Origin of the sequence: Intestinimonas sp. HCP28S3_D6 (genome assembly GCF_052065695.1) — a bacterium.
Classification (GTDB): Bacteria; Bacillota; Clostridia; order Oscillospirales; family Oscillospiraceae; genus Intestinimonas.
The window spans coordinates 30,393-53,439 of the sequence record NZ_JBQHTM010000003.1 but is presented as its reverse complement, the minus strand read 5'-3'; the positions used below and the strand labels follow the sequence as shown (position 1 = coordinate 53,439).

Below are 23,047 nucleotides of genomic sequence, written 5' to 3'. Positions count from 1 at the left end.
AAGCGCCCGCCGCGCGCCGGCGGGCGCTAAAAGCCCAATGTCAGGATCTCGGATCAGGCGTTGGCGGTCTCCTCAGCCTTGGCAGCCTCATCAGCAGCGTTGTCCTCGCCCTGCTTGCCCTCCATGATGGCGTTGGCCATGACGGAAGAGATCAGGCGGATGGCGCGGATGGCGTCGTCGTTGCCGGGAATCACGTAGTCGATCTCATCGGGATCGCAGTTGGTGTCCACGATGGCCACGATGGGGATGTTCAGCTTGCGAGCCTCGTTGATGGCGTTGCGCTCCTTGCGGGGGTCGACCACGAACAGGGCGCCGGGGAGCTTCTTCATCTCGGTGACGCCGCCCAGGTACTTCTCCAGCTTGGCGATCTCGCCCAGGTGCTTCATGACTTCCTTCTTGGGGAGCATGTCGAAGGTGCCGTCCTCCTGCATCTTCTTGAGCTGGTTCAGACGGTCCACACGGCCGCGCATGGTCTTGAAGTTGGTGAGCATGCCGCCCAGCCAGCGGGCGTTCACATAGTAACCACCGCAGCGGGAAGCCTCTTCCTTGATGGCCTCCTGAGCCTGCTTCTTGGTGCCCACGAAGAGCAGGGTCTGACCACCGGCGGCCAGATCGCGGACGAAGTTGTAGGCCTCCTCCAGCTTTTTCACGGTCTTCTGCAGGTCGATGATGTAGATACCGTTACGCTCAGTGTAGATATAGGTGGCCATCTTGGGGTTCCAGCGGCGGGTCTGGTGACCGAAGTGGACACCGGCCTCCAGGAGCTGCTTCATAGATACGACTGCCATAGTTTTGTTTCCTCCTTTAATTGTTATTACCTCCACCCCGTTCATCTGCGGCACGTCCACCCCGAAGGGCACCGGACGCCGTATCCCGGACGGTGTGTGTAATACTGTGCCTTTTCGCACAGCTAGGGTATTTTATCACAGTTGCAGCTGAAATGCAACCATTTTTTCCTGTTTTTTACCATCCAGGTTCAGGCGTCCTCCGCCCCATCGATGGCGGCGGGGGACCCGCCCTCCACCAGGATGATATCCTCCCCGAACCGGCGTACCGACGACCAGGGAAAGACGTGGTCCTTCTCCCGGCCCAGCAGGCCGAAAAACCGCAGGCGCCCCGGCACCACCAGGGCCTTCACCTGCCCGGTCTCCAGGTCTACCTCCACGTCCCCCACATAGCCGAAGCGGCTGCCGCCGCTGATGTCGATGACCTCCTTGTCCCGCAGCTCCGAGACGGTGCTCTCCATCTCCGGCGCCCCCTTTCCCGCGGTGTGTTCCGCTCCCTGCCACCCTATGCGGAAAAAGGCATCGGTATGCCACCTTTATAGATCCCGACGGATCTGCTTGAGGGCGCTCTTCTCCAGTCGGGAGACTTGAGCCTGGGAGATGCCTACCTCGGCGGATACCTCCATCTGAGTCTTGCCCTGAAAGAAACGCAGATCCAGGATGTGCCGCTCCCGCTCGGAGAGCCGGGCGATAGCCTCCTTGAGGGCGATATGCTCCAGCCAGCTCTCATCGGTGTTCTTGGCGTCCTTCACCTGGTCCATGACGCAGATGGTGTCCCCCTCATGGTCGTACACTGGCTCGTAGAGGCTCACCGGGTCCACGATGGCGTCCAGGGCGGCCACCACCTCCTCCCGCTTCACCCCCATGGCGGAGGCGATCTCCTCCACGCTGGGCTCCCGCTGGTGCTCGGATAGAAACTTTTCCTTGGTCTGGAGCACTTTGTAGGCCGTATCCCGCATGGACCGGGACACCCGCATGGCGCTGTTGTCCCGGAGGTAGCGGCGGATCTCCCCGATAATCATGGGCACGCCATAGGTGGAAAAGCGCACGTCCAGGTCTACATTGAAATTATCGATGGCCTTGATAAGGCCGATACAGCCCACCTGAAAGAGGTCGTCGGCGTTCTCTCCCCGGTTGTGGAAGCGCTGGATCACCGAGAGCACCAGCCGCAGATTGCCGGCGATGAGCTCCTCCCGGGCCGCCATATCCCCCGCTTTGGTCCGCCGGAGCAGCTCCAAAGTCTCTTCATTTTTCAATACCTTCAGCTTGGCGGTGTTGACGCCGCAGATCTCTACTTTTCCCTGCAATCCGGCTGACCTCCCCGCACTTTACTGCTATCAGTATCTCCAGGCGGGAATGGTACATACCTCGGGGAGGCAGCCTATATTTTTTATCGTTGGACCGATTTCGATGGATTTTTGCCGTCCTGCATCACAACATCCGCAGGATCTCCTTTTTGAGCCGGGAGATGATCCGCTTCTCCAGGCGGGAGATGTAGGACTGGGAGATGCCCAGCAGGTCAGCCACCTCCTTCTGGGTCCGCTCCGGTCGGCCGTCTAGGCCGAAGCGGAGGGTAATAATCCGCCGCTCCCGGTCGGAGAGCTTCTCCAGTGCCAAGGAGAGGAGCTGACGGTCCACATCGTCCTCGATAGGCTTCATCACCAGGTCGTTGTCGGTGCCCAGGATGTCGGAGAGCAGCAGCTCATTGCCGTCCCAGTCGGTGTTCAGAGGCTCGTCAAAGGAGACCTCCGTCTTCTGGTTGGCGGTCTTACGCAGGTACATGAGGATCTCGTTTTCAATGCACCGGCTGGCGTAGGTGGCCAGCTTGATGTTCTTGGCCGGCTTATAGGTCCCCACCGCCTTGATGAGTCCAATGGTCCCAATGGAGATCAGATCCTCAATATTGATGCCCGTGTTCTCGAACCGCCGGGCGATATAGGCCACCAGCCGTAGATTGTGCTCGATGAGGATCTCCCGGGCCCCCTCTTCCCCCCGCTCCAGCCGCAGCAGGATGTCGGCCTCCTCCTCCCGATTCAGTGGGGCGGGCAGCGTGTCGCTCCCCCCGATATACATGATCTTCCCCGGCAGGCACAGCCCCAACCGGGCCAGCAGACGCCACAGGAGTATCCGCCCCCGCACCATCATCACCATCATTTTACCCATCGCTCCCTTCCCCCGTTCTGTCTATGACTCCATAGCGCCCACCAGGGCACTGTATGTACCGCCGTCGGAGAGCCGGGTGGGCGAGAGGGCGGCCAGCACCCCCTGGTACTTCCGGCCCCCTATCCTGGCCTCATCCAGCCGTACCGCCAGCAGCAGGCCACACTCCACCCCCACCGCCTGGTAGGGCAGGAGTCGGAAGCGGCCATCTCCCTCCATCCGGGACAGGGTGCCCACCGGGTCCCGGAGCTGAGCCTCCCCAAAAGGGCGGTCTAGGAGGGGCGCCGCCTTCTCGCCCTCCACCACCAGCACCCCCCGGCCGGTGGCCGGATCAGTGAGGGTGTTGCCCGTGTCCAGCAGGGCGGTGACTGTCACCTGCCGCCCTTCCAGGGTGAGCACCGCCTCCACCAGCTCCCGGGAGCCGTGGCCGGCGCTACGCCGGAAGACAAGAGAGGCCGCCGCGTAACATCCGGCAGAGGCCAGGAGGAGGACCCCCAGGTCCACATGTGGAGAGAGGACACCCCGCTCCAGGCCCACGCCCCGGGCACCCAGCAGGCTCAGCGCCAACACGCCGCCCCCCAGGGCGCAGGAGAGGGCCAGGAAGGCCAGAAAACTGCGGAGGAGCCGCCGTCCGCCACCGTAGGCGATGAGGGCCATAGCCACGGCTACGGCCAGCTCCACAGCGGGATGGGTCAGAAAGCCCAGCCCTGGCAGAAAGACAGCGCAGGCGTAAGCCGCCCCCAGAGCGGCCCCCAGGGCCAACCGTGGCCGGCAGAGTACCGCCCCGGACAGCCGTGCCGCCCCCAATAGTAGCAGATAGTCCACGATCAGATTGAGCAGAAACAGGGAGTCTATGTAAACGACGGTCACACCCAGCCCTCCTTCCCCAGTCCGGAAACCGGCAGAAATCATTATTATAATGTGTACCGAAAAAAGCTGAGTCCCTTGGAAATCAAGGTTTTTAAGGCCAATTGGCTTTGTTCAAGCGTAGGGGGTTTGGGGCAGTTCCGCCCCAAACTCCTGCACCTTCCACCGGAACATGTGAACATTCCAGCGGAAAAACGCATTACAATCTCTATTTCACAAAAAAGCGCACTTCGGCTGTTTTATGAGATTGTACGGCTCTGACCGAATGAATGGACCACTCGGCGATTCATTCAGCAGACATTATTATAGGGCTTGCCCGCCACAAAAAAGGTCAAACCGGGGCCGCAAATAGGAACCCCCTAGTCTAGCCTGAAAGCAAACCACAAATAAGAACGCCGCCCATGTTGTAACATGGGCGGCGCTGTGCTCATTCCGCAAAGGTCAGAGTGACCGGTCCGGTATACATCCGGTAGGGTACCTGGGTGGCGGGCAGTGTGGCGGTGCTTCCCAGCAGAACTACGGCGTTACCTGGCGTCTGGGAGAAGAGGCGACCAGTATCGTCCATCTCTACCACTGCGTCTCCACCAATCTGGAGGAAGCAGTCAGCATTGACCGTCTCGCTGCCACACCGGGTCCGACGAACCACCTGAAGGGCACCGCCTCCCTCCTGGCCGCTCTGGAAATCGGCCTCAGTCTGGACAGCCTCCGCTCCGGTCAGATAATAGGAGGCGTAGTCAGGATGGTCGGTGGTGATGCCGTGGTAGCCGTCATAGTACTTCTGCTCAAAGAGCTCATACTCGTCCACGGTCCAGGGGTGGATCAGGATGCCACGGTGCCGGGCTGCCCGGGTGAGGGCAGTGGTCTGGGCCTCCTGGGGACAGCTGTAAAAGGCGCACAGGGGGTCCAGCACCTCCGCCATGGCCTTCAGATTGGCGGCGGTATCCGCCCCGCTTTGGGTGCAGGCGGCCAGATAGCCCACCGCCGCCTCGGGCATCCGGGCCCGAATTCTCTGGAGCTGCTCTGTGCTGTAAGAGAGAAAGACCACCCGGTCAGTCATACCAGCAGTATACACCGTCTGGACCAGGGGTTCGATGATAGCCGGGTCCTCGCTCTTGATCTCCACCAGGAAGACGGTGTCCCGTCCCTGGACCGCCTGGAAGAGCTGGGCCAGGGTGGGCATCCGGTCCCCGGCCAGGGCCTTATCCCGGAATGTCAGGCTCTGGAGCTGGAGCCGGGTGGCGGCGGCGATCCACAGGTTCTGGTTCGTCAGGGCGCCGGTGGTGGAGTCGTGGTTCACCATCACCACCCCGTCGGCGGAGAGGTGGACGTCGCACTCAATGGCATCCGTCCCCGCCTCCGCCGCTAGGATGGCAGAGCGCTCCGTGTTCTCCGGTGCCGTCTCGTGAAGACCGCGGTGGGCGGTGATGACAGGGGTGCGGGTAAGAGTCCGTTGGCCTGCCGGGAAGGACTCTATGGCGTCCATGACCCCCTCCCAACCGTCGGTGACCAAGCCGTCTGCCCCGGAGAGAATGGCGGTATAATAGGCCGCCTCCCCACCGTCGGTGCGGACCCAGACCGCCACCCCTCTGGTCTGGATGGCCGCCACCGTCTCAGGCGAAGCGTCAGCCTGGTCCAGGACCACCACCCGAGCCCCCGCCCGACCAGCCAGGGCGGCGGCCGACCTGGGGTCTGCAAGGTCCATGTCGGAGCAGTCCAGGATGGCTCGGACCCCCGGTTTCCCGGCACAGGCCGTCTGGAGGACCTGGAGCTGGCTGGAAAAGACGTTTACGTCCACGATGCCGTTGACGGAAACGTATTGGGCAAAGGCAGCCGCGGTGGTCAGGTCCTCGATACGGAACCCCGCCAGCACCCGCTTGTCCAGCCGATCCACGTAGCTGTTCAAAGAGATTCTGGTACCGCGGTCTACTACGGTAAGGTCAGAGAAGACCTCCTTGATCAGCGTGGCCGGGCGCCGCTCTCCCGCCGCGATGTCAGAAGCGGACAGGCTGTCCCCTTCCGCCACAACCGTGGGAGACATGACCAGCCCCGTTTTGGGCTCATAGATCTGGGTATCATAGCCGTTGGCGGTGAGGGGCTCCTCCGTAGGAAGGTCGGGCAGCTGGTCGGTGACCGACAGGGAGAGGAGCTCCGCCGTGGCACCGTCAAAGGTGAAGGCCACCTGGCCATCTACTGTGGACTGGTCGGCCACGTCGGCCCGCAGCACCAGGGCTCCGTCCACATACTGGCAGACCACCCCGTTCTGATAGAGAATTGTGAGGGTATAGACCTGGCCCTCCTCCATAGCCGTGCTCAATGGAGCGGCACACTGGGTGCTCCAGGCCCCGCCGGGCAGCATCCGGGCGCATTCCACCCCGTTGGAGGCGGTGGGGTCCTGCCGCAGGGCCAGCTGCCAGAAGGAATATTTGGAGTTGGTATCCGTCCCGCCGGCAGCTTGGACGCCGAAGGCCAGGCCGCACCAGCGGCTGCCGCTCATGGCATCATTGATCCGGACCTCTGCCTGGATGCAGAAATCCCGACCGTAGTTCCAGATGGGAAAGACCACCGCCTCGTAGCCATTCCCCGCCACCCCCACAGTATTGAGGGTGCCACCAGCCACATAAACGTCGTCAGCGACGGCCAGCCGGATACCGCAGCGGTTCAGGAGCGCAGGGCTGTCAAAGGCCAGGTCCACCCGGCTGTTGAGGTAAAGGGGGGCCTCCAGTTCCTGGCCCTGGCGCTTGAGGGCCACATACCAGCAGCCCTCCTCTTCGTTCCAGCGGGCGGTCACCGTTGTCTTCTCGTCTCCAACCATGGCGGCTGCCTGGTTAGCGATGGACTCTGCCGTGATCTCCTCTGCCGTCTCAAAGGAGAAGTCCCCTGTCAGAATGGCTTTCAGCTGGTTTTCCAGCACCTCCTGGCCAGAGGCGTCCCGGCGGTAAATGCTTACCTTGGTGGGCAGGGTCACCATCTGTCCCTCGCCGGTGAGGGTAATGGAGAAGCCCTTCTGTTCCTCCCCCGTGACCCGGACCTTCCCGCCGGCAGCGGTGAAGCCGGAGGTGGCGATGCTCTTCTCCACCTGCTCCGCGATGGCGGTGCGAACGGCAAAGGCGGAGGCGTCCTTGGATACCGACACCGTTATCCGGTCGGGCACCAGAGACCGAGCCTCTTCCAGAGCCGAGACCACCTCCAGGGATACAGTACCCGTCCGGCCACCAGCCTCCAGGCTCAGGGCATAGTTCCCCACTGCCCCGCCCATCACGGGCAGCGCCGCCTCCCCCTTTTCAAACTCCAGGGTGATCTGGGTCTCGCCGTCGGCCTCCAGAACCTGTCCTCCTACCGTGAGGGCGGGGACCGTCCCATCCTCCTCCAGATAGCCGGAGACTGTTACAGTCTCAGCTCCATCTAGATTGCGGGTGCCGCCATCCAGCTCTAGCACCTGCTCCGCCCCCAGAGGAAGCCGGTCCGGCGCCTGGATCTCCAGCCGTCCCGCTGCCTGGGCTCCCACAGGCAAAAGAAGCAGGGCCAGACAGCTCCCGCACAGTAAATTTGTCAACGCTCTGACTTTAGACATGGGTATCCTTTCCGCGCTCACTCGCTTTTCCGACTTTTACGGATCTCTCTTAGCATGACCAGGTAAAAACAAAAAAACTCGCCGCAAGCCTTTTCACGCTTGCGGCGAGTTGGCGCAGAAGGAGGGATTTGAACCCTCGCGACGGTTTCCCGCCCTACTCCCTTAGCAGGGGAGCCCCTTCGGCCACTTGGGTACTTCTGCATGCCGAATCATTCTGTCCTGATTCACTTTTTAACCCCGCCGCGGGGGAAAAATATGGCGGAGAGAGTGGGATTCGAACCCACGGCTCTTGCGAGTCACCGGTTTTCAAGACCGGCTCCTTAAACCACTCGGACATCTCTCCACGACCCGAGCGCCACCATCATATCAAACGCGAGTGTTATCATATCACAACATACCGGGCTTGTCAACACCTTTGGAGAAAAAAACCGGGGCCCGCAGGCCCCGGTGGATTTCACTCAACTGAAGAAGGCGTGAGACCCGATGGTGGTCACATAAGTGCGGTTACGCTGGGCCCAACTGTTGGGAGATGTGGTGGGATTGACAAAGTAGAGGCTGCTACCGCCTACCCGGACGCCCTCCAGAATCAGCTTAGCCGCCACCACGCTCTCGGCGTTGGGCTCCCGATAGAGGCTGCCGCTGCTGGCGGGGGTAAACTGGTTGGGGGCAAAGATCACATCATAGATGGTGTTGGGGAACAGGGAACTGTCCACCCTGTTCATGATCACGGTACCCACGGCCAGCTTACCGTCAAGGGGCTGGTTTCCACTCTCCGCGTTGATGATGCGGGAGAGCCAGTAGAGGGATTCGCTGTCGTAGTAGCTATCGCCGGAGGCAATGGGACTCTCGCCGCTGTACACCTCCACCACGCCGCTCTCCTGGTTCCAACTCACCCAGCCGCCCATGGCCTGGGCGATGGTGCGGACGGGCACCAGCACGCGGCCACCGCCGTCGATGACACCGTTGAGGACGTACAGGCACCGGCCGTTGGCCTGGATATACTGGTCGCCCACCCGGGCCCGGATGTCCAGACCCTCGGCGGTGACCACCACGTACTCGCCCTCCCAGCCAATGACGGCGTCGGGCCGCAGGGCCAGCACCGCGTTGACCAGGGAGACATAGGTGATCCCGTTGTACACCGTGAGGCCAGGGTCCTCACAGGCATTGCCGTCCACCAGGAAGTAGCTGCCCGCGACGGGTTCCTCCGCCGCCAGAGCCCAACTCCCCATGGGAAGAATCGTCGCCAGACAGAGCATCAGGCACAGGATACGCATGCGCATGTCGTATGCTTCCTCCTCGCTGTTGTTGTAATCTTGTCGTTTCTTTTGTAACCAGATTGTAACCGATTTGAAGGAGAATTGCAAGACTTATTTTTTGACGAGGGCTGTCACATCTTCTGAACCCATTGGGGCGCAACGGTTTTGTCTATTCTGTCCGCTTTGACTTTTCGGAATTTTTGGATCACAAAAGCGATTACAAAGTCGCTCTCACCCACCGCTCTACGGGGACCAAAATCGGCATCCGGCCGGCATAAAAAAATCGGAGCAAGCGATAAACGCTTGCTCCGATTTTGGCGGAGAGAGAGGGATTCGAACCCTCGAGACGCTATTAACGCCTACACGATTTCCAATCGTGCGCCTTCGACCAGCTCAGCCATCTCTCCATGGCCGGGACAACGTTGCTTATTATAACCACTTTCCTCCCATTCGTCAAGAGGTAAAATGCAAAACTTTGAAAAAATTTGACATCGTTGCAATCCCACCACAACTGTGCTATAACAGTAACATCCTAAAGCTGTAATTTTATAAGGAGTGTTTGACCATGGAACTGACCCGCGCCCAGGCTTTGGAGCTGCTGAAAGAATATAATAAGGAGCCCTTCCACATCCGCCACGGCCTTACCGTGGGGGCAGTTATGGAGTGGTTCGCCAAAGAGCTGGGTTACGGCGACAACGCCGAATTCTGGTACCTCGTGGGCCTCCTCCACGACCTGGACTTTGAGCAGTGGCCCGAGGAGCACTGCATCAAATCCCAGGAGCTCATGCGCCAGGCTGGTCTGGATGAGGCCCTCATCCACGCCACCGCCAGCCACGGCTGGGGCGAGGTGTGCGACATCCAGCCCGAGCATGAGATGGAAAAGGTCCTCTTCGCCTGCGACGAGCTCACCGGCCTCATCGGCGCCGCCGCCCTCATGCGCCCCTCCAAGAGCTGCTCCGACATGGAGCTCAAGTCCCTGAAGAAGAAGTTCAAGGATAAGAAGTTCGCCGCCGGCTGCTCCCGGGAGATCATCCAGAAGGGCGCCGAGCTGCTGGGCTGGGACCTGGACAAGCTGCTGGACATGACCCTCCGTGCCATGCAGGCCACCGAGGCCGATATTGAGGCCCAGATAGCCTGACACCCACCACATCACCCAAAAGGAGTTTTTTATGAACGGGAATTCCCCCCGCAAGCCCATGGGCAAGGCCGCCCGTATACTCATCAGTCTAGTTGTCACCTTGGTGTTCGGCCTCATTTATTTTTACCTCTCCCTCCCTGCCCTGAACCTCCAGGACGGAAATTTCTATACCTTTATCTTTATCCTCTGCATCGTCTTTGTTGTAGCCTCCCTCTTCACCTCTGGCTTCCGCATGGCCCCTGGCTCCGGCGTGAAGGAATACTTCCGCTTTGTAAAGACCCAGTGCCTCCCTGTGGGTATCCTCATGGTGCTGCTCATCGCCGTGGGTATCATCGGCACCCTGGTCTCCATGCCCATCTTCCGGGCCGCCGCCTATCGGGACCTGCTCACTGTGGAGGACGGCAACTTCAACCAGGACATCACCCAGATCTCCTTCGACAAAATCCCCACCCTGGACCGGTCCTCCGCTGAGTACCTGGGGGACCGCCAGATGGGCACCCTCAGCGACATGGTGAGCCAGTTCGAGTACTCCAACGACTCCACCCAGATCAACTACCAGGGCCGGCCCGTCCGGGTGGCCCCCATCGATTACGCCGACCTCATCAAGTGGTTCACCAACCGGGGCGAGGGCCTGCCCGCCTATGTGCTGGTAGACATGGTCACCCAGGAGGCCAACGTGGTGCGGCTCCAGGAGGGCATGAAGTACTCCTTCTCCGAGCCCCTCAACCGCAACATCGTGCGCCACCTGCGCTTCCACTACCCCACCTACCTCTTTGACACCCCCCAGTTCGAGATCGACGAGGAGGGCACCCCCTACTGGATCGCCCCCCGGATCGTGCGGACCATCGGCCTCTTCGGCGGCACCGACATCCAGGGCGCCGTGCTCTGCAACGCCATCACCGGCGAGTGCCAGTACTACGACATCGCCGACGTCCCGGCCTGGGTGGACAACGTCTATACCCCCGACCTCATCATGGAGCAGTATGACTACCACGGCACCTTCATCAACGGCTTCCTCAACTCCATCCTGGGCCAGAAGGGCGTCACCATGACCACCGAGGGCTACAACTATATCGCCCTCAACGACGACGTGTACGTCTACACCGGCGTCACCTCCGCAAACGCCGACCAGTCCAACCTGGGCTTCCTCCTTTCCAACCAGCGCACCAAGGAGACCCGATTCTATGAGGCCCCCGGCGCCACCGAGTACGCCGCTATGAGCTCCGCCGAGGGCGAGGTCCAGGACCTCAAGTACGTGGCCACCTTCCCCCTCCTCCTCAACATCGCCGGAGAGCCCACCTACTTCATCCCCCTCAAGGACGCCACCGAGCTGGTGAAGAGCTACGCCATGGTCAACGTGGCTCAATATCAGCTGGTGGCTGTGGCCGGCTCCGTGTCCCAGTGCGAGCAGGTGTATATCGACCTGCTCTCCCAGCGGGGCATCGTCTCCGAGGAAGAGCGGCCCGAGACCCAAGTTTCCGGCATGGTGGACGATATCCGTTCCGCCGTCATGGACGGCGGCACCTACTACTTCCTCCGCCTGGAGGGCGGCGAGGTCTACTACGCCGTCTCCGCCGCCGAGAACCCGGTGGCGGTGCTGCTGAACCTGGGCGACAAGGTCACCATCGGCCACGCCGTCCAGACCGGTGAGGAGGAATCCTCCATCCTCAGCGCCTACTCCCTCACCATCGACGGCAAGGCGGCTCCAGCTGAGCCCCTGGTCACCCCCGAGGGACCGGCGGACACGGCCGCCCCGGAGGATGCCGGCAACGCCGAGACCCCCGGCGCCGTCACCGTGCCCATCTACGGCTGACCGTCCCAAGACAAGGAAAAGCGTCTCCCCTCCTGCCCTGGAGGGGAGACGCTTTTTTCAATCCGCTGCGGCCTTTCGGGGAATGTGTCCGCTTTCTTCCCCCCGCTCGGTCCAGGCCCGAAGCAGGCGGAAGGCCTCCGGCGACAGGAGCAGCAGGGCCACCAGATTGGGTAGGGCCATCATCCCGTTGCAGATGTCGGCCACCTGCCACACCGCTCCCACGTCCCCCACGCTCCCCACCACGATGAACAAGAGGAAGCACAGCCGGTAGAGGCCCGTCCAGCGGCGGGTCCCGGTGAGAAAGGCCAGACTCTGCTGGCCGTAGTAGCTCCACCCCAGTAGGGATGAAAAAGCAAAGAGGAGGAGACACACCGCCACAAAGGGTCCTCCCCATCGGCCCAGCACCGTGGAAAAGGCGGCAGCCGACAGGGCGGCCCCCACCATGGCGTCCTCCACGGTTCCCGCCTCCAGGGTTGCCAGGGCGACCTGGGGGTCGTAGACCCCAGAGGTCAGGATGGCCAGGGCAGTGACAGTGCAGACCAGGCCGGTGGCCACAAAGACCTCAAAGATGCCCCACATGCCCTCCTCCGCCGGGTGGTCCACGTCGGCGGCGGCGTGGGCCATGGCGGAGGATCCCAGCCCCGCCTCGTTGGTAAAGACCCCCCTAGCCACCCCGTAGCGCATGGCCGCCGCCATAGAGTAACCTAGGCCGCCGCCGACGGTGGCTTTTGGGGCAAAGGCGCCCTGAAAGATGGCGGAGAATGCTTCCGGTAGGGCGTGGGCGTGGCCGAGAACCACGGCACCTCCGCCCGCCAGGAACAGGAGAGCCATGGCAGGCACCAGCCGCTCGCTGACCCGTCCGATGCGGCCGATACCCCCCAGGATGACCGCCCCGGTGAGCACGGCGGTGACCATCCCCACCGCCAGCCGGTTCCAGCCGAAGGCGTGCTCCAAAGCGGCGGCAATGGAGTTGGCCTGGACCAGGTCGCCGCCGCCGATGGAGGCGGTGACGCAGAAGAGGGAAAAGACCAGGGCCAGAGGCCGAAACCCCAGGCCCTGGGTCATGTACACCATAGGGCCCCCTTCCCAGCCGCCCTCCCGGCTTTTGCGGCGGTAGCGGACGGCCAGGGTCTTTTCCACACAGCCCGTCATCATGCCCAGGAGGGCAGAGACCCACATCCAGAAAACGGCGCCGGGTCCGCCGTAGAAAATGGCGGTGGCCACCCCGGCGATACTGCCGGTGCCGATGGTGGAGGCCAGGGCGGTGGAGAGAGCCTGGAGCTGGGTGAGGCCGTCCCCCTTCTTCCGCGCCTTGGGGCGCAGCAGGGCCCCCACGGTGGCCCCCAGCCACCGCCGCCACCCGAAGAGCTGGAAGAAGCCGGTGCCCACCGAGCACCACAGGCCCAGCAGCAGGAAGCCCCCCAGCAGCCACGGGTCCCAGATCCAATTGCCCAATCGCTCCAAAAAGGTCATGCACCCCGCCCCCTTCTCCAAAGGGGTATGCGCCCGGAGCGGAAAACATGCTCTTCCCTTTACACCTCGGAGAGCAACTTCAGAAAGTCCCGACCGATGAAACCGTTGGCGGCAGCGATGCCGCCCCCCGCGGACAGGGAGGGCTCTCCCCCCTCCGGGGTGGCCGCCATGCCGCCGGCCTCCCGGACCAACAGCATGCCCGCAGCGTAGTCCCAGGGTTTCAGGCCGTCCTCCACGTAGGCGTCCAGCCGCCCAGCGGCCACATAGCTCAGGCACAGGGAGGCCGCCCCCATGCGCCGGACGTCGTGGCAGTGGTCAAAGAGGGCACGCATCCAGTGGAACGCCCGGTCGGCCTTCTCCCGCTGGCTGGGATTGGTGCCCACGTCCACCAGAGCGTCGGCCAATCTGCGGGCACTGCTCACCGAGATGGGCTGGCCGTTGCAGAAGGCCCCCCGTCCTGCCAGGGCGGTGAAGAGCTCCTCGGCGTAGGGGTTATACACCAGGGCCATGGTCACCCGCCCCTCCTCCGCCAGGGCCAGGGAGACGGCGCTGTGACGGAATCCGTGGATGAGGTTGGTGGTGCCGTCCACCGGGTCCAGGATCCACACCGCCCCGCTCAGGTCCACGCCGCTATTGTCCTGCTCCTCCCCCATGAACTGCACCTCCGGCGCCAGTTCCTTCAGTCGGCCCCGCAGCTGTTCCTGGACGGTGATGTCCACCTGGGTCACAAAGTCCGTGGCCCCTTTTCGGCGGATCTGCTCCGCCATCTCCTGGTGCCCAAACAGACGCCCCGCCTGACGCACCGCCTCCGATACCTGTTTCAGCAATTCCTCTCGCTCCGGCAGCATAGCCGTTCCTCCTTTTCCGGGCAACGCGCCCTTCCTTTCCCCTCGATGATACCACCTTCCGCCCCGCTCCGCAATCGCCCCCCTTTTTCTCATTTTAAGAAAATCCTCATCTTTTCTCTATGGTCCCGGCGAGCACGGTGTGGTAAGCTATGGTCAGAGACAGAACAAGGAGATCTTTCCGCATGAAAAAATACACCTGGTTCCTCACCCTGCTCATCACCGTCCTCCTGCTGGCTGTCGGCGGCGTCCTGTTGTGGCGGACCGGCTTCTTTCAGGCCGCCACCTCTTTGGATGGCCTCCAGACCTACATTGAGACCTTCTCCCCCTATTCCCACCTGGTGTTCTTCCTGATCCAACTGGCCTCCGTGGTGCTGGCTCCCATCCCCAGCAACCTGACCGCCATGGCCGGTGCCCTCCTCTTCGGCACCCTGCCCGCCTTCCTCCTCACCTGGGCGGCGGTGGTGGTGGGTTCCACCGTGGTCTTTCAGCTGGCCCGGCGCCTGGGGCAGACCTTCGTGGACCGCTTCGTCAGCCAGACCATCTCCGACCGCTATCTGGAAATCATCCGCCGCAAGCGGGACGTTTTCCTGGCCATAGCCTTTCTCTTTCCCTTCTTTCCCGACGACATCCTGTGCATCCTGGCAGGGCTCACTGAGATCAGCTTTCCCCGCTTCCTGGTCCTGGTCATTCTCTTCCGACCCTGGGGGCTGTTGGTAGCCAGTGCCGTGGGAGGCTCGGTAGTGGCCATCCCCCTGTGGGCCATGGCCCTGCTGGGCATGGTTGGTCTGGTCATTTTCCTCCTGGGTATGAAGTACGGCGACCGACTGGAGGAGGCCCTTCTCCGCCGCTTCCGGCACAAATAAAAAGGAAAGCGCCCGGCCCCAGCGAATAAACCGCCGGGGCCGGACGTCTCTTTTACTGCGGGACTTCGAGTCACTTCCGGCAACAGCCGGGCAGGTCGGGCTCCCGCTTGCCGCCATCGGTGCAGCCCATGGCGTTGGGCGGGAAGAACTCGTTGACGGGGAACTTGACCTGGCGGAAGAGCTCGCAGGGATCCTCCTCGCAGCAGGAGCCGCAGGCGCACTCCTTCTCCGGCATACAATAGTCGTATACCGGCATGAGGAGCTGAGTCTCCCGCTCCAGGCGGATAATGGAGAACTGGCCCAGGGTCACATAGACCCGTTTGCCCTCGCTGCCAAAGTTGAGATCGCTGCCGAAGCAGGAACAGATGCAGGGGGGGATCTCGGTGAGCTCGCAGTCGCAGGGACGGCACTCGCACACATCCACCAGCTTCATGTTGAGCACGATGGGGTCCACCGCCTCCACCACGGCGGAGGGCAGACCGCTCTTGCGGAGCTCCTGCTCATCCATCTCCCCAAAGCAGGCCTGGGAGCTGAAGGTCTTAGCACCCCCCTCGCTGCCAAAGAGAATGACCCGCTTGTCAAAGACACACAGGCCACTGATCTCCACCGGCCGGGCGGCACCTACAAAGGCGTCGGCGGTGACCCGGTAGAAATAGCGCACGTCCACGGTATAGAAACCGCGGTTAAAGCTCACAGGCTCCACGTCGATGTATACATGCAGCAGTTCCGCACTGCCGGGCTTGATACTCACGGCCCGGTCGATGGCACACTGAGAACTCTGCGTGGGGTAAAGGCGAAGGTCCTCGATACAGTCTTTGTCCTTACAGCTATCGAAGATCTTTTTGGTGTGTATGCACACGGCCTCCCGGATGCAGGCGCTGTCCTGCACGGGACCGGGCACGACCTTTTCAGGCATTGCAATACCTCCTAAAAATGGCGTTGGGAAAAGGCGGACGGCGGTTCCGCCTCCACCCCATTCTATGTGCCCGACCGGGTTTGGTGCCGCTGCCGGAAAGCAGAAAAACGCCCGGACCTAAGTCCGGGCGTTTTTCTGTTTCGTTGGGTTTTGGAGCTTAGAAGAACATGCCCCAGACCAGGAAGCCGCCGCAGGCGACCACACCGGTGAAGATCAGGACAATGACCAGGTAGCCCATGATGTTGCGGGCGGACAGGCCGGCGACACCCAGAGCGGGCAGAGCCCAGAAGGGCTGGATCATGTTGGTCCACTGGTCACCCCAGGCAATGGCCATGGCGGAACGGCCATAGTCGATGCCCATCTGGGTGGCAGCAGGCATCACGATAGGAGCCTGCACGGCCCACTGGCCACCGCCGGAGGGAACGAAGAAGTTGATGATACCGGCGGACAGGAAGGTCAGCATGGGGAAAGTGATGTTGTTAGAGATATTGGTGAAGAAGTTGGCGATGATGGAAGCCAGGGAGACACCGGTCTCGGGGTTGGTGGCCACCATCAGGCCCATGATGCCGGCGTAGAAGGGGAACTGCAGCAGGATGCCGGCAGCGCCGCCAGCGGCCTCACCGATGGCGTCAACATACTTGCGGAGATCGCCGTGGAGCAGGATGCCCAGGAACATGAAGATCATGTTGACGATATTCAGGTCCAGGTTGAAGCCCTTAGTGACGAAGTAGTAAATGATGTACGCAAAGCCCAGGACCAGAGTGATGACCCAGAGGACCTTGTTGTGCTCGATCTTCTCAGCAGGGGTGTTGATGGTGTAGGTCTTCTCCTCTTCCTCCACCAGCAGGGCAGGGTCCACGGTGAGGGTGTGGGCGGCGTCGGGGTGCATGGCGTAGTTGATGAGAGGCATCAGGATCAGGATGATCAGCACCATGCCCAGGTTCACAGGATGGAAAATGGTCTGGGTAATGGGGGCGTAGTAGTTGACACCCAGGATCTCAGTGCCGCCCTCAGCGCCCATCTGCAGGGGGATGGAGCCGGAGAGGCCGGCGTGCCAGATCACGAAACCGGAGTAAGCGGAAGCAATCAGCAGGGGGTAGTCCACGTCCTTCACGCGGCGGGCGACCTCCTTGGCCAGCAGGGCGCCGGCGATGAGGCCGAAGCCCCAGTTGAGCCAGCAGCAGATGGTGGACACGAAGGTGGTGACCAGGATGGCGCCCTTCTTGTCCTTGGCGATGGAAGCAATGGCGCCCAGGATCTTCTTGCAGATCTTGGCGGAAGCCATAGCGGAACCCAGCACCAGCACCAGAGCCATCTGCATGGAGAATGACAGCAGACGCCAGAAGCCGCTGGAGTTACCCCAGGAATTGACCAGAGCGATGGGGCTCTGCTGGGTGCCGATCAGCGCAGCCACAAAGACCACGATGGTCAGGATGATGGCGAACAGGAACGGATCAGGCAGCCACCGGTTGACTACGCGTACGCAGCCATTGGTAAACTTTTTGAACATGCGTTTCCCTCCTTATAATGTACAACCATGAACAAACCCCAACACAATTTGTTCACAATTTCGGTTCTCATTATATATACGAAAAAACCGTTTGTCAACCGACGCCTCTCGCATGTGTCAAAAAATCCTTTAACCTCTTGTCTCCCAGTCATTTCCCGTTTTTTTACTTTCTGTTTTTTTCATCTTTTCCGTCCATTTCCCTCTTTTCGTTCCGCTGTATAGAACAGTTGTTTGTATATAAAGTAAGTGAAAATTTGCAACTTTTCCAGGCAAAAAGTGCCCAAAATCTCTCTCTTTCAAGTGGCCCCACCAATTATTGAGTTGTCCCGCTTTCGGCACTGTAACCAATTTACATTTTTACCGTTGAAACAGAAAAAACGTGCAGAGATTACTCTCTGCACGTTTCGAACGAAGGTATATTTAGCGCCGATGCGTAATTTCGTGGCGTTTGGGGCCGGTGGAGACAATGGTGATGGGTACACCGATCTCTTTCTCCAGGAAATCCACATAGCCCTTGGCCTGACTGGGCAGGCGGTTGTAATCGGTCTCGCCCCGGATGTCGCACTTCCAACCGGGCAGAGTGGTATAGACCGGCTTGGCCCGCTCCAGCAGGGGGGTGACCGGGAAGTCCCGCGTGATCTTACCGTCGATCTCATAGCCGGTGCAGACTTTGATCTCATCCAGATAGCCCAGAACATCCACGGCGGTGAGGGCCACCTCGGTAGCTCCCTGGACCTTGCAGCCGTAACGGGTCGCCACGGTGTCAAACCAGCCTACCCGACGGGGACGCCCGGTGGTGGCGCCGTATTCGCCGGCATCGCCGCCCCGGTGGCGCAGCTCCTCAGCCTCGTCACCGAAGAGCTCGGACACGAAGGCGCCGGCGCCCACAGCGCTGGAGTAGGCCTTGGTGATGGCCACGATGCTCTTGATGTCCTGAGGTGCCACACCCACGCCCATACAACCGAAACCGGCCAGGGTATGAGAAGAGGTGGTGAAGGGATAGATTCCGAAGTCGGGGTCCTTCATGGCGCCCAACTGGGCCTCCAGCAAGACCTGCTTACCCTCGGCCAGCGCCTCCTTGACGAAGCTCATGGCGTCGCCTACGTAGGGAGCGATCTGGTCCCGGTAACCGGTGACCTCATCGAAGATCGCCTTCGGGTCCAGCTTGGGCTTGTGATAGAGGTGCTCGAAGAGCACGTTTTTGATGGCGCAGACCTGCTCCAGCCGTTCCATCAGGCGGGGCTCATCGAAGAGCTCACAGATCTGAATACCATATTTGGCGTACTTGTCGGAATAAAAGGGGGCGATGCCCGACTTGGTGGAACCGAAGGCGTGACCGCCCAGCCGCTCCTCCTCGTACTGGTCCTGCAGGACGTGATAGGGCATCAGCACCTGGGTGCGCTGATCGACAATAATGTGGGGCGCGGGTACACCTCCCTCCCGCAGGTGGTTCAGTTCCTCCAGAAATTTGGGTACGTTGAGCGCCACACCGTTGCCGATGATATTGGTGATGTGGGGGTAAAAGACACCGGACGGCAGCTGGTGCAGGGCAAATTTTCCATAATCGCAGATGATGGTATGGCCCGCATTTGCGCCGCCCTGGAACCGGACGACAACGTCAGATCCCTCCGCAAACAGGTCGGTGATCTTTCCCTTGCCTTCGTCGCCCCAGTTGGCTCCGACGATCGCTTTGACCATAGTTAATTCCTCCCGTGTGTTCAGTGTTCCGAGGACTGAAGTATTATATTCCATCCATTCTTGAGATGCAAGAAAGAATTTCCCATTTTTAGACTTTTTCAGGATTTTTCTGGCCGTCCAAAGTCTGGTTTTCTCCCTCCAGCGGCAATAAAAAATCTATGATTCCGCTTTCGTTTGGGCCCAATGCTCCTGTGGGATAATAGATTCCAAGCCCATCTGGCAGAAGAAAAAAACGGCTGGCGGAAAATCGAACCGCCGCCAGACGCTCCGCATCCTTCCACAGGATCACGCCCTCCTCCCGCATTGGTTGAATCTGCTCACGCACCCGTTCCAGTACCTGTCCCCGCCACCCTCGCTCATGCCGGAACAAGTCCGCCATGGGCAACGGATATCCTGTTTTTCTGGTCCATGTCATGGCGGTACGTATGACATGCCCCTCCTCTCTCCCCCGCCGTTCGCTTGCCTCCATCCACATGCTGCACAGCCGGTCGTCCTCAAAGGTCTCCTTTCCTTGCAGCCTGACCCTCCATGGCCAGAAAGGCCGTGCGTTCTCCCTGGCGTCCGAACAGGCAATGCAGGCCTCCCGATAAAACGTTCCTGTCCATCGCCGGTACCACACCGCTGCCAGCCTTGCGTAATAACGCCCCATCCGCACCGCTCCACGCTCACACTCCACCGGCAATGGTACGGAGAACTCCAGTTCCACCACCGGTTCTCCCTCCCAATCCAGGATTTCCTTCCAGCAAATGTATCTCCACACCGTAAATCACCTCCATTTCAGTATATGCACCATGAAAAAGTGCGCTTATGCACAAAATTCCCTTTACTTTCATACTTCAGTGTAGTAAAATTGTAAGGACCCGGCCCGTTTAACCACCGGGCCAAGGATAATGAAAGAGGTGTCTTCCCCCTATGACAAAGAAAACCAAGGAGAACGGCGACCTGCTCTATGAGAGCATCCTGACTCTGAGGGACCTAGACGAATGCAAGCGCTTCTTTGAAGACCTGTGCACCGTGGCCGAACTGCGGGCCATGGAGCAGCGGTTCGAGGTGGCTCTTCTGCTCAACGACGGAATGATCTACAACGACATTCTGGAGCGCACCGGCGCCAGCAGCGCCACCATCAGCCGGGTGAACCGGGCGCTCAATTACGGCGCCGACGGCTACAAGCAGGTGCTCCCCCGTGCCAAGGAGCTTCGGCAGAGGACCGAGGAGGAGGCATGAGCAGCTACGAGTCTCTGGCACTCCGATATGACGCCCTCACCGCCGACGTGGACCATGAGGCCTGGGCAGACTATCTGGAAAAGCACTTCTCTCGCAGTCCGATCCCCATCCACACCGTCCTGGACCTGGCCTGCGGCACCGGCGCCATGACCTGCCTGCTGGCCCAGCGGGGCTATGAGATGATCGGCGTGGACCTGTCGGCAGAGATGCTCTCCGTGGCCTCGGAGAAGGCCCAGAGCCTTACCGGCGTCATTCCCCCCATGTTCCTTCAGCAGCCCATGGAGGAACTGGATCTCTATGGCACCATCGACGCCTGCGTCTGCTGTCTGGACAGCATCAACTATGTGACCCGGCCCAAGGCCCTGCTGCGCGCCTTTCAGCGGGTCCATCTCTTCCTGATGCCCGGCGGCCTCTTCCTCTTCGACGTCAACACCCCGGAGAAGCTGGAGGGGCTGGACGGCGGCATGTTCATCGACGAGACCGACGACACCTACTGCGTCTGGCGGGCGGACTATGCCCGGCGGAGCAGAATATGCACCTACGGCTTTGACCTCTTCTTCCGCCAGGACGACGGCCTCTGGCGCCGGGAGGAGGAGGTCCACCAGGAGAGGGCCTACACGCCGGAGGAGCTCACCGAGCTCCTCCGGACGGTCGGCTTCACCCACATCAAACAGTACGGCGACCGGAAGATGCGGCCGCCCAAGTCCGGCGAGGACCGGATATTTTTTGCAGCCCGAAAGGAACTATAATATAGTATGGATGAGATCGTACGCATGATCACCGGCGACGGCGCGGTAAAGGCCATCGCCGTCACTGGAAAAGACCTGGTGGAGCGCGCCCGCCAGATCCATAAGCTCGCTCCCCTGGCCACCGCCGCCCTGGGCCGCAGCCTCATGGGCTGCTCCATGATCGGCGCCACCCTAAAGGAGGAGAAGGGCTCCGTTACCCTGCGCATCAAGGGAGGCGGCCCCCTGGGGAGCATCATCGCCGTGTCCGACTCCCAGGGAAATGTGCGGGGTTACCTGCAAAATGGCCAGGTGGAGCTGCCCCTGAAGGGGCCCGGCAAGCTGGACGTGGGCGCCGGTGTGGGCACCGATGGCTTTTTGACCCTCATCAAGGATATTGGCCTCAAGGAGCCCTATGTGGGCAGTGTCCCCCTTGTGAGCGGCGAGATCGCCGAGGACCTCACCGCCTACTTCGCCGCCAGCGAGCAGATCCCTACCGCCTGCGGCTTGGGCGTGCTGGTGGACACCGACCAGTCCGTCCTCTGCGCCGGCGGCTACATGCTCCAGCTGCTGCCCGGCGCCGACGACGCCGTCATCGATCGTCTGGAGGAGGCTGTCCGCAGGCTGGGCCCCGTCACCGAGGTCCTCCGCCAGGGCGCTGACGCCGCCGAGGTGCTGAACCGGCTGCTGGAGGGCATGGAGCCCGAGCTGCTGGAGCGCACCCCCGTCTCTTACAAGTGCTACTGTGACCGGGACCGAGTCTCCCAGGCCATCATCAGTCTGGGCAAGGAGGAGCTGCGGGACATGATCGACAAGGAGGGCTCCGCCGACCTCACCTGCCAGTTCTGCGACAAGGTATACCACTTCTCCAAGGAGGAGCTGGAGGCGCTGCTGGCCTCCGCCACGGAGGACTGAGTTTCTCCCCTTTCCGCTCCGGGAGGGCCCAAAAGGGCCCTTCCAGGGGGCTGGAAAGAAAAAATGAAAAAATTTGATTTTTAGTGTTGACAGATCGGGGTCGGCTTGCTATAATAATTTTCGCCGTCTGACGAGAGCGGCCAACAGGGGAGCATAGCTCAGCTGGGAGAGCGCATGCCTTACAAGCATGATGTCACAGGTTCGAGCCCTGTTGTTCCCACCATAGGTCCTGAACCCAAAGCAAAATGGCGTGGTAGTTCAGTTGGTTAGAACGCCGGCCTGTCACGCCGGAGGTCGAGGGTTCAAGTCCCTTCCGCGTCGCCATTTGCCTCTGTAGCTCAGTTGGTAGAGCAGGGGACTGAAAATCCCCGTGTCGCTGGTTCGATTCCGGCCGGAGGCACCAGAATTTCTCCGGAGGATACTTCGGGTATCCTCCGGAGAGATTTCCTTCTTTTCTAGCATGAAACGCAGATCATCAGCATAACATGTACTGTGATTTGCAGGTGTAGCTCATCTGGTAGAGCGCCACCTTGCCAAGGTGGAGGTAGCGAGTTCGAGCCTCGTCACCTGCTCCAGCAAATGATAACAGAAGCAAGCGATTGCTTCTGTTATCCATATGGCGACATAGCCAAGTGGTAAGGCAGAGCTCTGCAAAAGCTCCACCCCCAGTTCGAGTCTGGGTGTCGCCTCCAAAAAGAAACACCAGCCATCGGCTGGTGTTTCTTTTTGGATACTCCGGGGATTTCCCTCCTCGACGGAAGTGAATTCCACCCGTGCTCTCCTCCACCCACACCATCACCAGGAAAGGAGCCGCATCATGCCCACCCTTGACCAGATTCGTGCCTGCTTCTCCGGCGACCGCTTTGCCACCGAGACCGTCGGCATACACATCGATGTGGCCGAGCCCGGCCGAGCCGTCTGCTCCCTGCCCATCCTCCCCGCCCACCTTAACGCCAACTATGCCCCCATGGGAGGCGCCATTTTTACCCTGGCAGACTTCGCCTTTGCCGTGGCTGCCAACGGACACAGCACCCGGGTCACCGTCACTCAGCAGGTGGCCATCACCTTTCTCGCCGCCTCACGGGGCAAGGTCCTTACCGCAGAGGCCCGATGCCTGAAGGCCGGCCGCACCACCTGCCTCTACGCTGTGGATGTCACCGACGACCTGGGCACCCAGGTGGCCCATCTCACCATCAACGGCTTTACGACTGACCCTCCCCCGCTGAAAACCAACTGATCGATTGACTCTATCCAGAAGGCGTCCGCAAAAGCGGACGCCTTTTTT

20 protein-coding genes and 8 tRNA genes are annotated in these 23,047 nt (G+C 61.0%); 12 read left to right on the top strand and 16 right to left on the bottom strand.

All coding sequences use genetic code 11. The features are described from left to right. Window positions 1-53: 53 nt before the first annotated feature. From rpsB to ACTNBK_RS01865, 10 genes are all read right to left on the bottom strand, one after another. Entirely contained in the window at window positions 54-788 is a 735-nt protein-coding gene (rpsB, locus tag ACTNBK_RS01910; RefSeq protein ID WP_441143108.1) for a 30S ribosomal protein S2, read from the bottom strand. A gap of 188 nt (window positions 789-976) precedes the next feature. Further along, entirely contained in the window at window positions 977-1,246 is a 270-nt protein-coding gene (locus ACTNBK_RS01905; RefSeq protein ID WP_441143106.1) for a YlmC/YmxH family sporulation protein, read from the bottom strand. Window positions 1,247-1,321: 75 nt separating this feature from the next. Continuing rightward, on the bottom strand, window positions 1,322-2,092 hold the full coding sequence (gene sigG / locus ACTNBK_RS01900; RefSeq protein WP_130850629.1) for an RNA polymerase sporulation sigma factor SigG: 771 nt from the start codon (window positions 2,090-2,092) through the stop codon (window positions 1,322-1,324). 124 nt (window positions 2,093-2,216) lie between these two features. Continuing rightward, entirely contained in the window at window positions 2,217-2,927 is a 711-nt protein-coding gene (gene sigE / locus ACTNBK_RS01895) for an RNA polymerase sporulation sigma factor SigE (protein WP_441143206.1), read from the bottom strand. Window positions 2,928-2,969: 42 nt separating this feature from the next. Beyond that, window positions 2,970-3,815: a sigma-E processing peptidase SpoIIGA gene (locus ACTNBK_RS01890; RefSeq protein ID WP_441143104.1), complete on the bottom strand. Its 846-nt coding sequence runs from the start codon at window positions 3,813-3,815 to the stop codon at window positions 2,970-2,972. 424 nt (window positions 3,816-4,239) lie between these two features. Continuing rightward, window positions 4,240-7,383, bottom strand: coding sequence for a glycerophosphodiester phosphodiesterase (locus ACTNBK_RS01885; RefSeq protein WP_441143102.1), 3,144 nt, complete (start codon window positions 7,381-7,383; stop codon window positions 4,240-4,242). A 110-nt stretch (window positions 7,384-7,493) separates the two neighbouring features. Then, a tRNA-Ser gene (locus ACTNBK_RS01880) sits at window positions 7,494-7,584 on the bottom strand. 55 nt (window positions 7,585-7,639) lie between these two features. Then, window positions 7,640-7,726, bottom strand: a tRNA-Ser gene (locus tag ACTNBK_RS01875). Between the two features lie 115 nt (window positions 7,727-7,841). Next, complete coding sequence (locus tag ACTNBK_RS01870) at window positions 7,842-8,663, bottom strand: cell wall hydrolase (RefSeq protein WP_441143100.1); 822 nt, start codon at window positions 8,661-8,663, stop codon at window positions 7,842-7,844. Window positions 8,664-8,954: 291 nt separating this feature from the next. Beyond that, window positions 8,955-9,046: transfer RNA gene (locus ACTNBK_RS01865), tRNA-Ser, on the bottom strand. A gap of 158 nt (window positions 9,047-9,204) precedes the next feature. Between ACTNBK_RS01865 and ACTNBK_RS01860 the strand changes: the two genes are divergently transcribed. Continuing rightward, window positions 9,205-9,777 carry a hydrolase gene (locus ACTNBK_RS01860; RefSeq protein WP_441143098.1) on the top strand — a complete coding sequence of 191 codons (573 nt, stop codon included), beginning with the start codon at window positions 9,205-9,207 and terminating at the stop codon, window positions 9,775-9,777. Window positions 9,778-9,808: 31 nt separating this feature from the next. Next, window positions 9,809-11,590 (top strand): CvpA family protein, encoded by a 1,782-nt coding sequence (locus ACTNBK_RS01855; RefSeq protein WP_441143096.1) that lies wholly within the window; start codon window positions 9,809-9,811, stop codon window positions 11,588-11,590. A gap of 57 nt (window positions 11,591-11,647) precedes the next feature. Here the strand turns inward: ACTNBK_RS01855 and ACTNBK_RS01850 are convergent, their stop codons facing one another. Together ACTNBK_RS01850 and ACTNBK_RS01845 are read right to left on the bottom strand one after the other, a co-directional pair. Then, entirely contained in the window at window positions 11,648-13,063 is a 1,416-nt protein-coding gene (locus ACTNBK_RS01850) for an alanine/glycine:cation symporter family protein (protein WP_441143094.1), read from the bottom strand. A gap of 59 nt (window positions 13,064-13,122) precedes the next feature. Beyond that, complete coding sequence (locus ACTNBK_RS01845; RefSeq protein ID WP_441143092.1) at window positions 13,123-13,911, bottom strand: inositol monophosphatase family protein; 789 nt, start codon at window positions 13,909-13,911, stop codon at window positions 13,123-13,125. 182 nt (window positions 13,912-14,093) lie between these two features. On the opposite strand from ACTNBK_RS01845, the gene ACTNBK_RS01840 reads away from it, so the two are divergent. Next, window positions 14,094-14,774 carry a TVP38/TMEM64 family protein gene (locus ACTNBK_RS01840; RefSeq protein ID WP_441143091.1) on the top strand — a complete coding sequence of 227 codons (681 nt, stop codon included), beginning with the start codon at window positions 14,094-14,096 and terminating at the stop codon, window positions 14,772-14,774. A 70-nt stretch (window positions 14,775-14,844) separates the two neighbouring features. Here ACTNBK_RS01840 and ACTNBK_RS01835 read toward each other — a convergent pair whose 3' ends face one another. The 4 genes from ACTNBK_RS01835 to ACTNBK_RS01820 all read right to left on the bottom strand — a co-directional run bounded on the left by ACTNBK_RS01835 (window position 14,845) and on the right by ACTNBK_RS01820 (window position 19,607). Further along, on the bottom strand, window positions 14,845-15,690 hold the full coding sequence (locus ACTNBK_RS01835) for a hypothetical protein (protein WP_294515823.1): 846 nt from the start codon (window positions 15,688-15,690) through the stop codon (window positions 14,845-14,847). A gap of 157 nt (window positions 15,691-15,847) precedes the next feature. Then, complete coding sequence (locus ACTNBK_RS01830; protein WP_441143089.1) at window positions 15,848-17,200, bottom strand: short-chain fatty acid transporter; 1,353 nt, start codon at window positions 17,198-17,200, stop codon at window positions 15,848-15,850. 420 nt (window positions 17,201-17,620) lie between these two features. After that, complete coding sequence (locus ACTNBK_RS01825; protein WP_441143087.1) at window positions 17,621-18,898, bottom strand: adenylosuccinate synthase; 1,278 nt, start codon at window positions 18,896-18,898, stop codon at window positions 17,621-17,623. A gap of 88 nt (window positions 18,899-18,986) precedes the next feature. Then, a complete protein-coding gene (locus ACTNBK_RS01820) occupies window positions 18,987-19,607 on the bottom strand; it encodes an RsiV family protein (protein WP_441143085.1) in 621 nt (206 codons plus the stop codon). A 203-nt stretch (window positions 19,608-19,810) separates the two neighbouring features. Here ACTNBK_RS01820 and ACTNBK_RS01815 point away from each other — a divergent pair, with 203 nt between their 5' ends. The 9 genes from ACTNBK_RS01815 to ACTNBK_RS01775 all read left to right on the top strand — a co-directional run bounded on the left by ACTNBK_RS01815 (window position 19,811) and on the right by ACTNBK_RS01775 (window position 22,999). Then, on the top strand, window positions 19,811-20,122 hold the full coding sequence (locus tag ACTNBK_RS01815) for a YerC/YecD family TrpR-related protein (RefSeq protein WP_294515751.1): 312 nt from the start codon (window positions 19,811-19,813) through the stop codon (window positions 20,120-20,122). Continuing rightward, window positions 20,119-20,871: a class I SAM-dependent DNA methyltransferase gene (locus ACTNBK_RS01810; RefSeq protein WP_441143083.1), complete on the top strand. Its 753-nt coding sequence runs from the start codon at window positions 20,119-20,121 to the stop codon at window positions 20,869-20,871. Before ACTNBK_RS01815 ends, ACTNBK_RS01810 begins: the two co-directional genes overlap by 4 nt. A 6-nt stretch (window positions 20,872-20,877) precedes the next feature. Continuing rightward, a complete protein-coding gene (hslO, locus tag ACTNBK_RS01805; RefSeq protein WP_294515753.1) occupies window positions 20,878-21,762 on the top strand; it encodes an Hsp33 family molecular chaperone HslO in 885 nt (294 codons plus the stop codon). Between the two features lie 147 nt (window positions 21,763-21,909). Further along, window positions 21,910-21,985 (top strand) — tRNA-Val (locus tag ACTNBK_RS01800). Between the two features lie 24 nt (window positions 21,986-22,009). Further along, window positions 22,010-22,086, top strand: a tRNA-Asp gene (locus ACTNBK_RS01795). Between the two features lie 3 nt (window positions 22,087-22,089). Then, a tRNA-Phe gene (locus ACTNBK_RS01790) sits at window positions 22,090-22,165 on the top strand. Window positions 22,166-22,261: 96 nt separating this feature from the next. After that, window positions 22,262-22,337, top strand: a tRNA-Gly gene (locus ACTNBK_RS01785). A gap of 43 nt (window positions 22,338-22,380) precedes the next feature. Continuing rightward, a tRNA-Cys gene (locus tag ACTNBK_RS01780) sits at window positions 22,381-22,454 on the top strand. Window positions 22,455-22,579: 125 nt separating this feature from the next. Further along, window positions 22,580-22,999 carry a PaaI family thioesterase gene (locus tag ACTNBK_RS01775; protein ID WP_441143081.1) on the top strand — a complete coding sequence of 140 codons (420 nt, stop codon included), beginning with the start codon at window positions 22,580-22,582 and terminating at the stop codon, window positions 22,997-22,999. Window positions 23,000-23,047 lie beyond the last annotated feature (48 nt).

What these genes read in the sequence shown, in the direction of transcription:
- rpsB (WP_441143108.1), bottom strand. Translation starts at nt 788, where the DNA reads ATGGCAGTCGTATCTATGAAGCAGCTCCTGGAGGCCGGTGTCCACTTC.
- ACTNBK_RS01905 (WP_441143106.1), bottom strand. Translation starts at nt 1,246, where the DNA reads ATGGAGAGCACCGTCTCGGAGCTGCGGGACAAGGAGGTCATCGACATC.
- sigE (WP_441143206.1), bottom strand. Translation starts at nt 2,927, where the DNA reads ATGGTGCGGGGGCGGATACTCCTGTGGCGTCTGCTGGCCCGGTTGGGG.
- ACTNBK_RS01885 (WP_441143102.1), bottom strand. Translation starts at nt 7,383, where the DNA reads ATGTCTAAAGTCAGAGCGTTGACAAATTTACTGTGCGGGAGCTGTCTG.
- ACTNBK_RS01870 (WP_441143100.1), bottom strand. Translation starts at nt 8,663, where the DNA reads ATGCGCATGCGTATCCTGTGCCTGATGCTCTGTCTGGCGACGATTCTT.
- ACTNBK_RS01860 (WP_441143098.1), top strand. Translation starts at nt 9,205, where the DNA reads ATGGAACTGACCCGCGCCCAGGCTTTGGAGCTGCTGAAAGAATATAAT.
- ACTNBK_RS01855 (WP_441143096.1), top strand. Translation starts at nt 9,809, where the DNA reads ATGAACGGGAATTCCCCCCGCAAGCCCATGGGCAAGGCCGCCCGTATA.
- ACTNBK_RS01850 (WP_441143094.1), bottom strand. Translation starts at nt 13,063, where the DNA reads ATGACCTTTTTGGAGCGATTGGGCAATTGGATCTGGGACCCGTGGCTG.
- ACTNBK_RS01845 (WP_441143092.1), bottom strand. Translation starts at nt 13,911, where the DNA reads ATGCTGCCGGAGCGAGAGGAATTGCTGAAACAGGTATCGGAGGCGGTG.
- ACTNBK_RS01840 (WP_441143091.1), top strand. Translation starts at nt 14,094, where the DNA reads ATGAAAAAATACACCTGGTTCCTCACCCTGCTCATCACCGTCCTCCTG.
- ACTNBK_RS01835 (WP_294515823.1), bottom strand. Translation starts at nt 15,690, where the DNA reads ATGCCTGAAAAGGTCGTGCCCGGTCCCGTGCAGGACAGCGCCTGCATC.
- ACTNBK_RS01830 (WP_441143089.1), bottom strand. Translation starts at nt 17,200, where the DNA reads ATGTTCAAAAAGTTTACCAATGGCTGCGTACGCGTAGTCAACCGGTGG.
- ACTNBK_RS01825 (WP_441143087.1), bottom strand. Translation starts at nt 18,898, where the DNA reads ATGGTCAAAGCGATCGTCGGAGCCAACTGGGGCGACGAAGGCAAGGGA.
- ACTNBK_RS01815 (WP_294515751.1), top strand. Translation starts at nt 19,811, where the DNA reads ATGACAAAGAAAACCAAGGAGAACGGCGACCTGCTCTATGAGAGCATC.
- ACTNBK_RS01810 (WP_441143083.1), top strand. Translation starts at nt 20,119, where the DNA reads ATGAGCAGCTACGAGTCTCTGGCACTCCGATATGACGCCCTCACCGCC.
- hslO (WP_294515753.1), top strand. Translation starts at nt 20,878, where the DNA reads ATGGATGAGATCGTACGCATGATCACCGGCGACGGCGCGGTAAAGGCC.
- ACTNBK_RS01775 (WP_441143081.1), top strand. Translation starts at nt 22,580, where the DNA reads ATGCCCACCCTTGACCAGATTCGTGCCTGCTTCTCCGGCGACCGCTTT.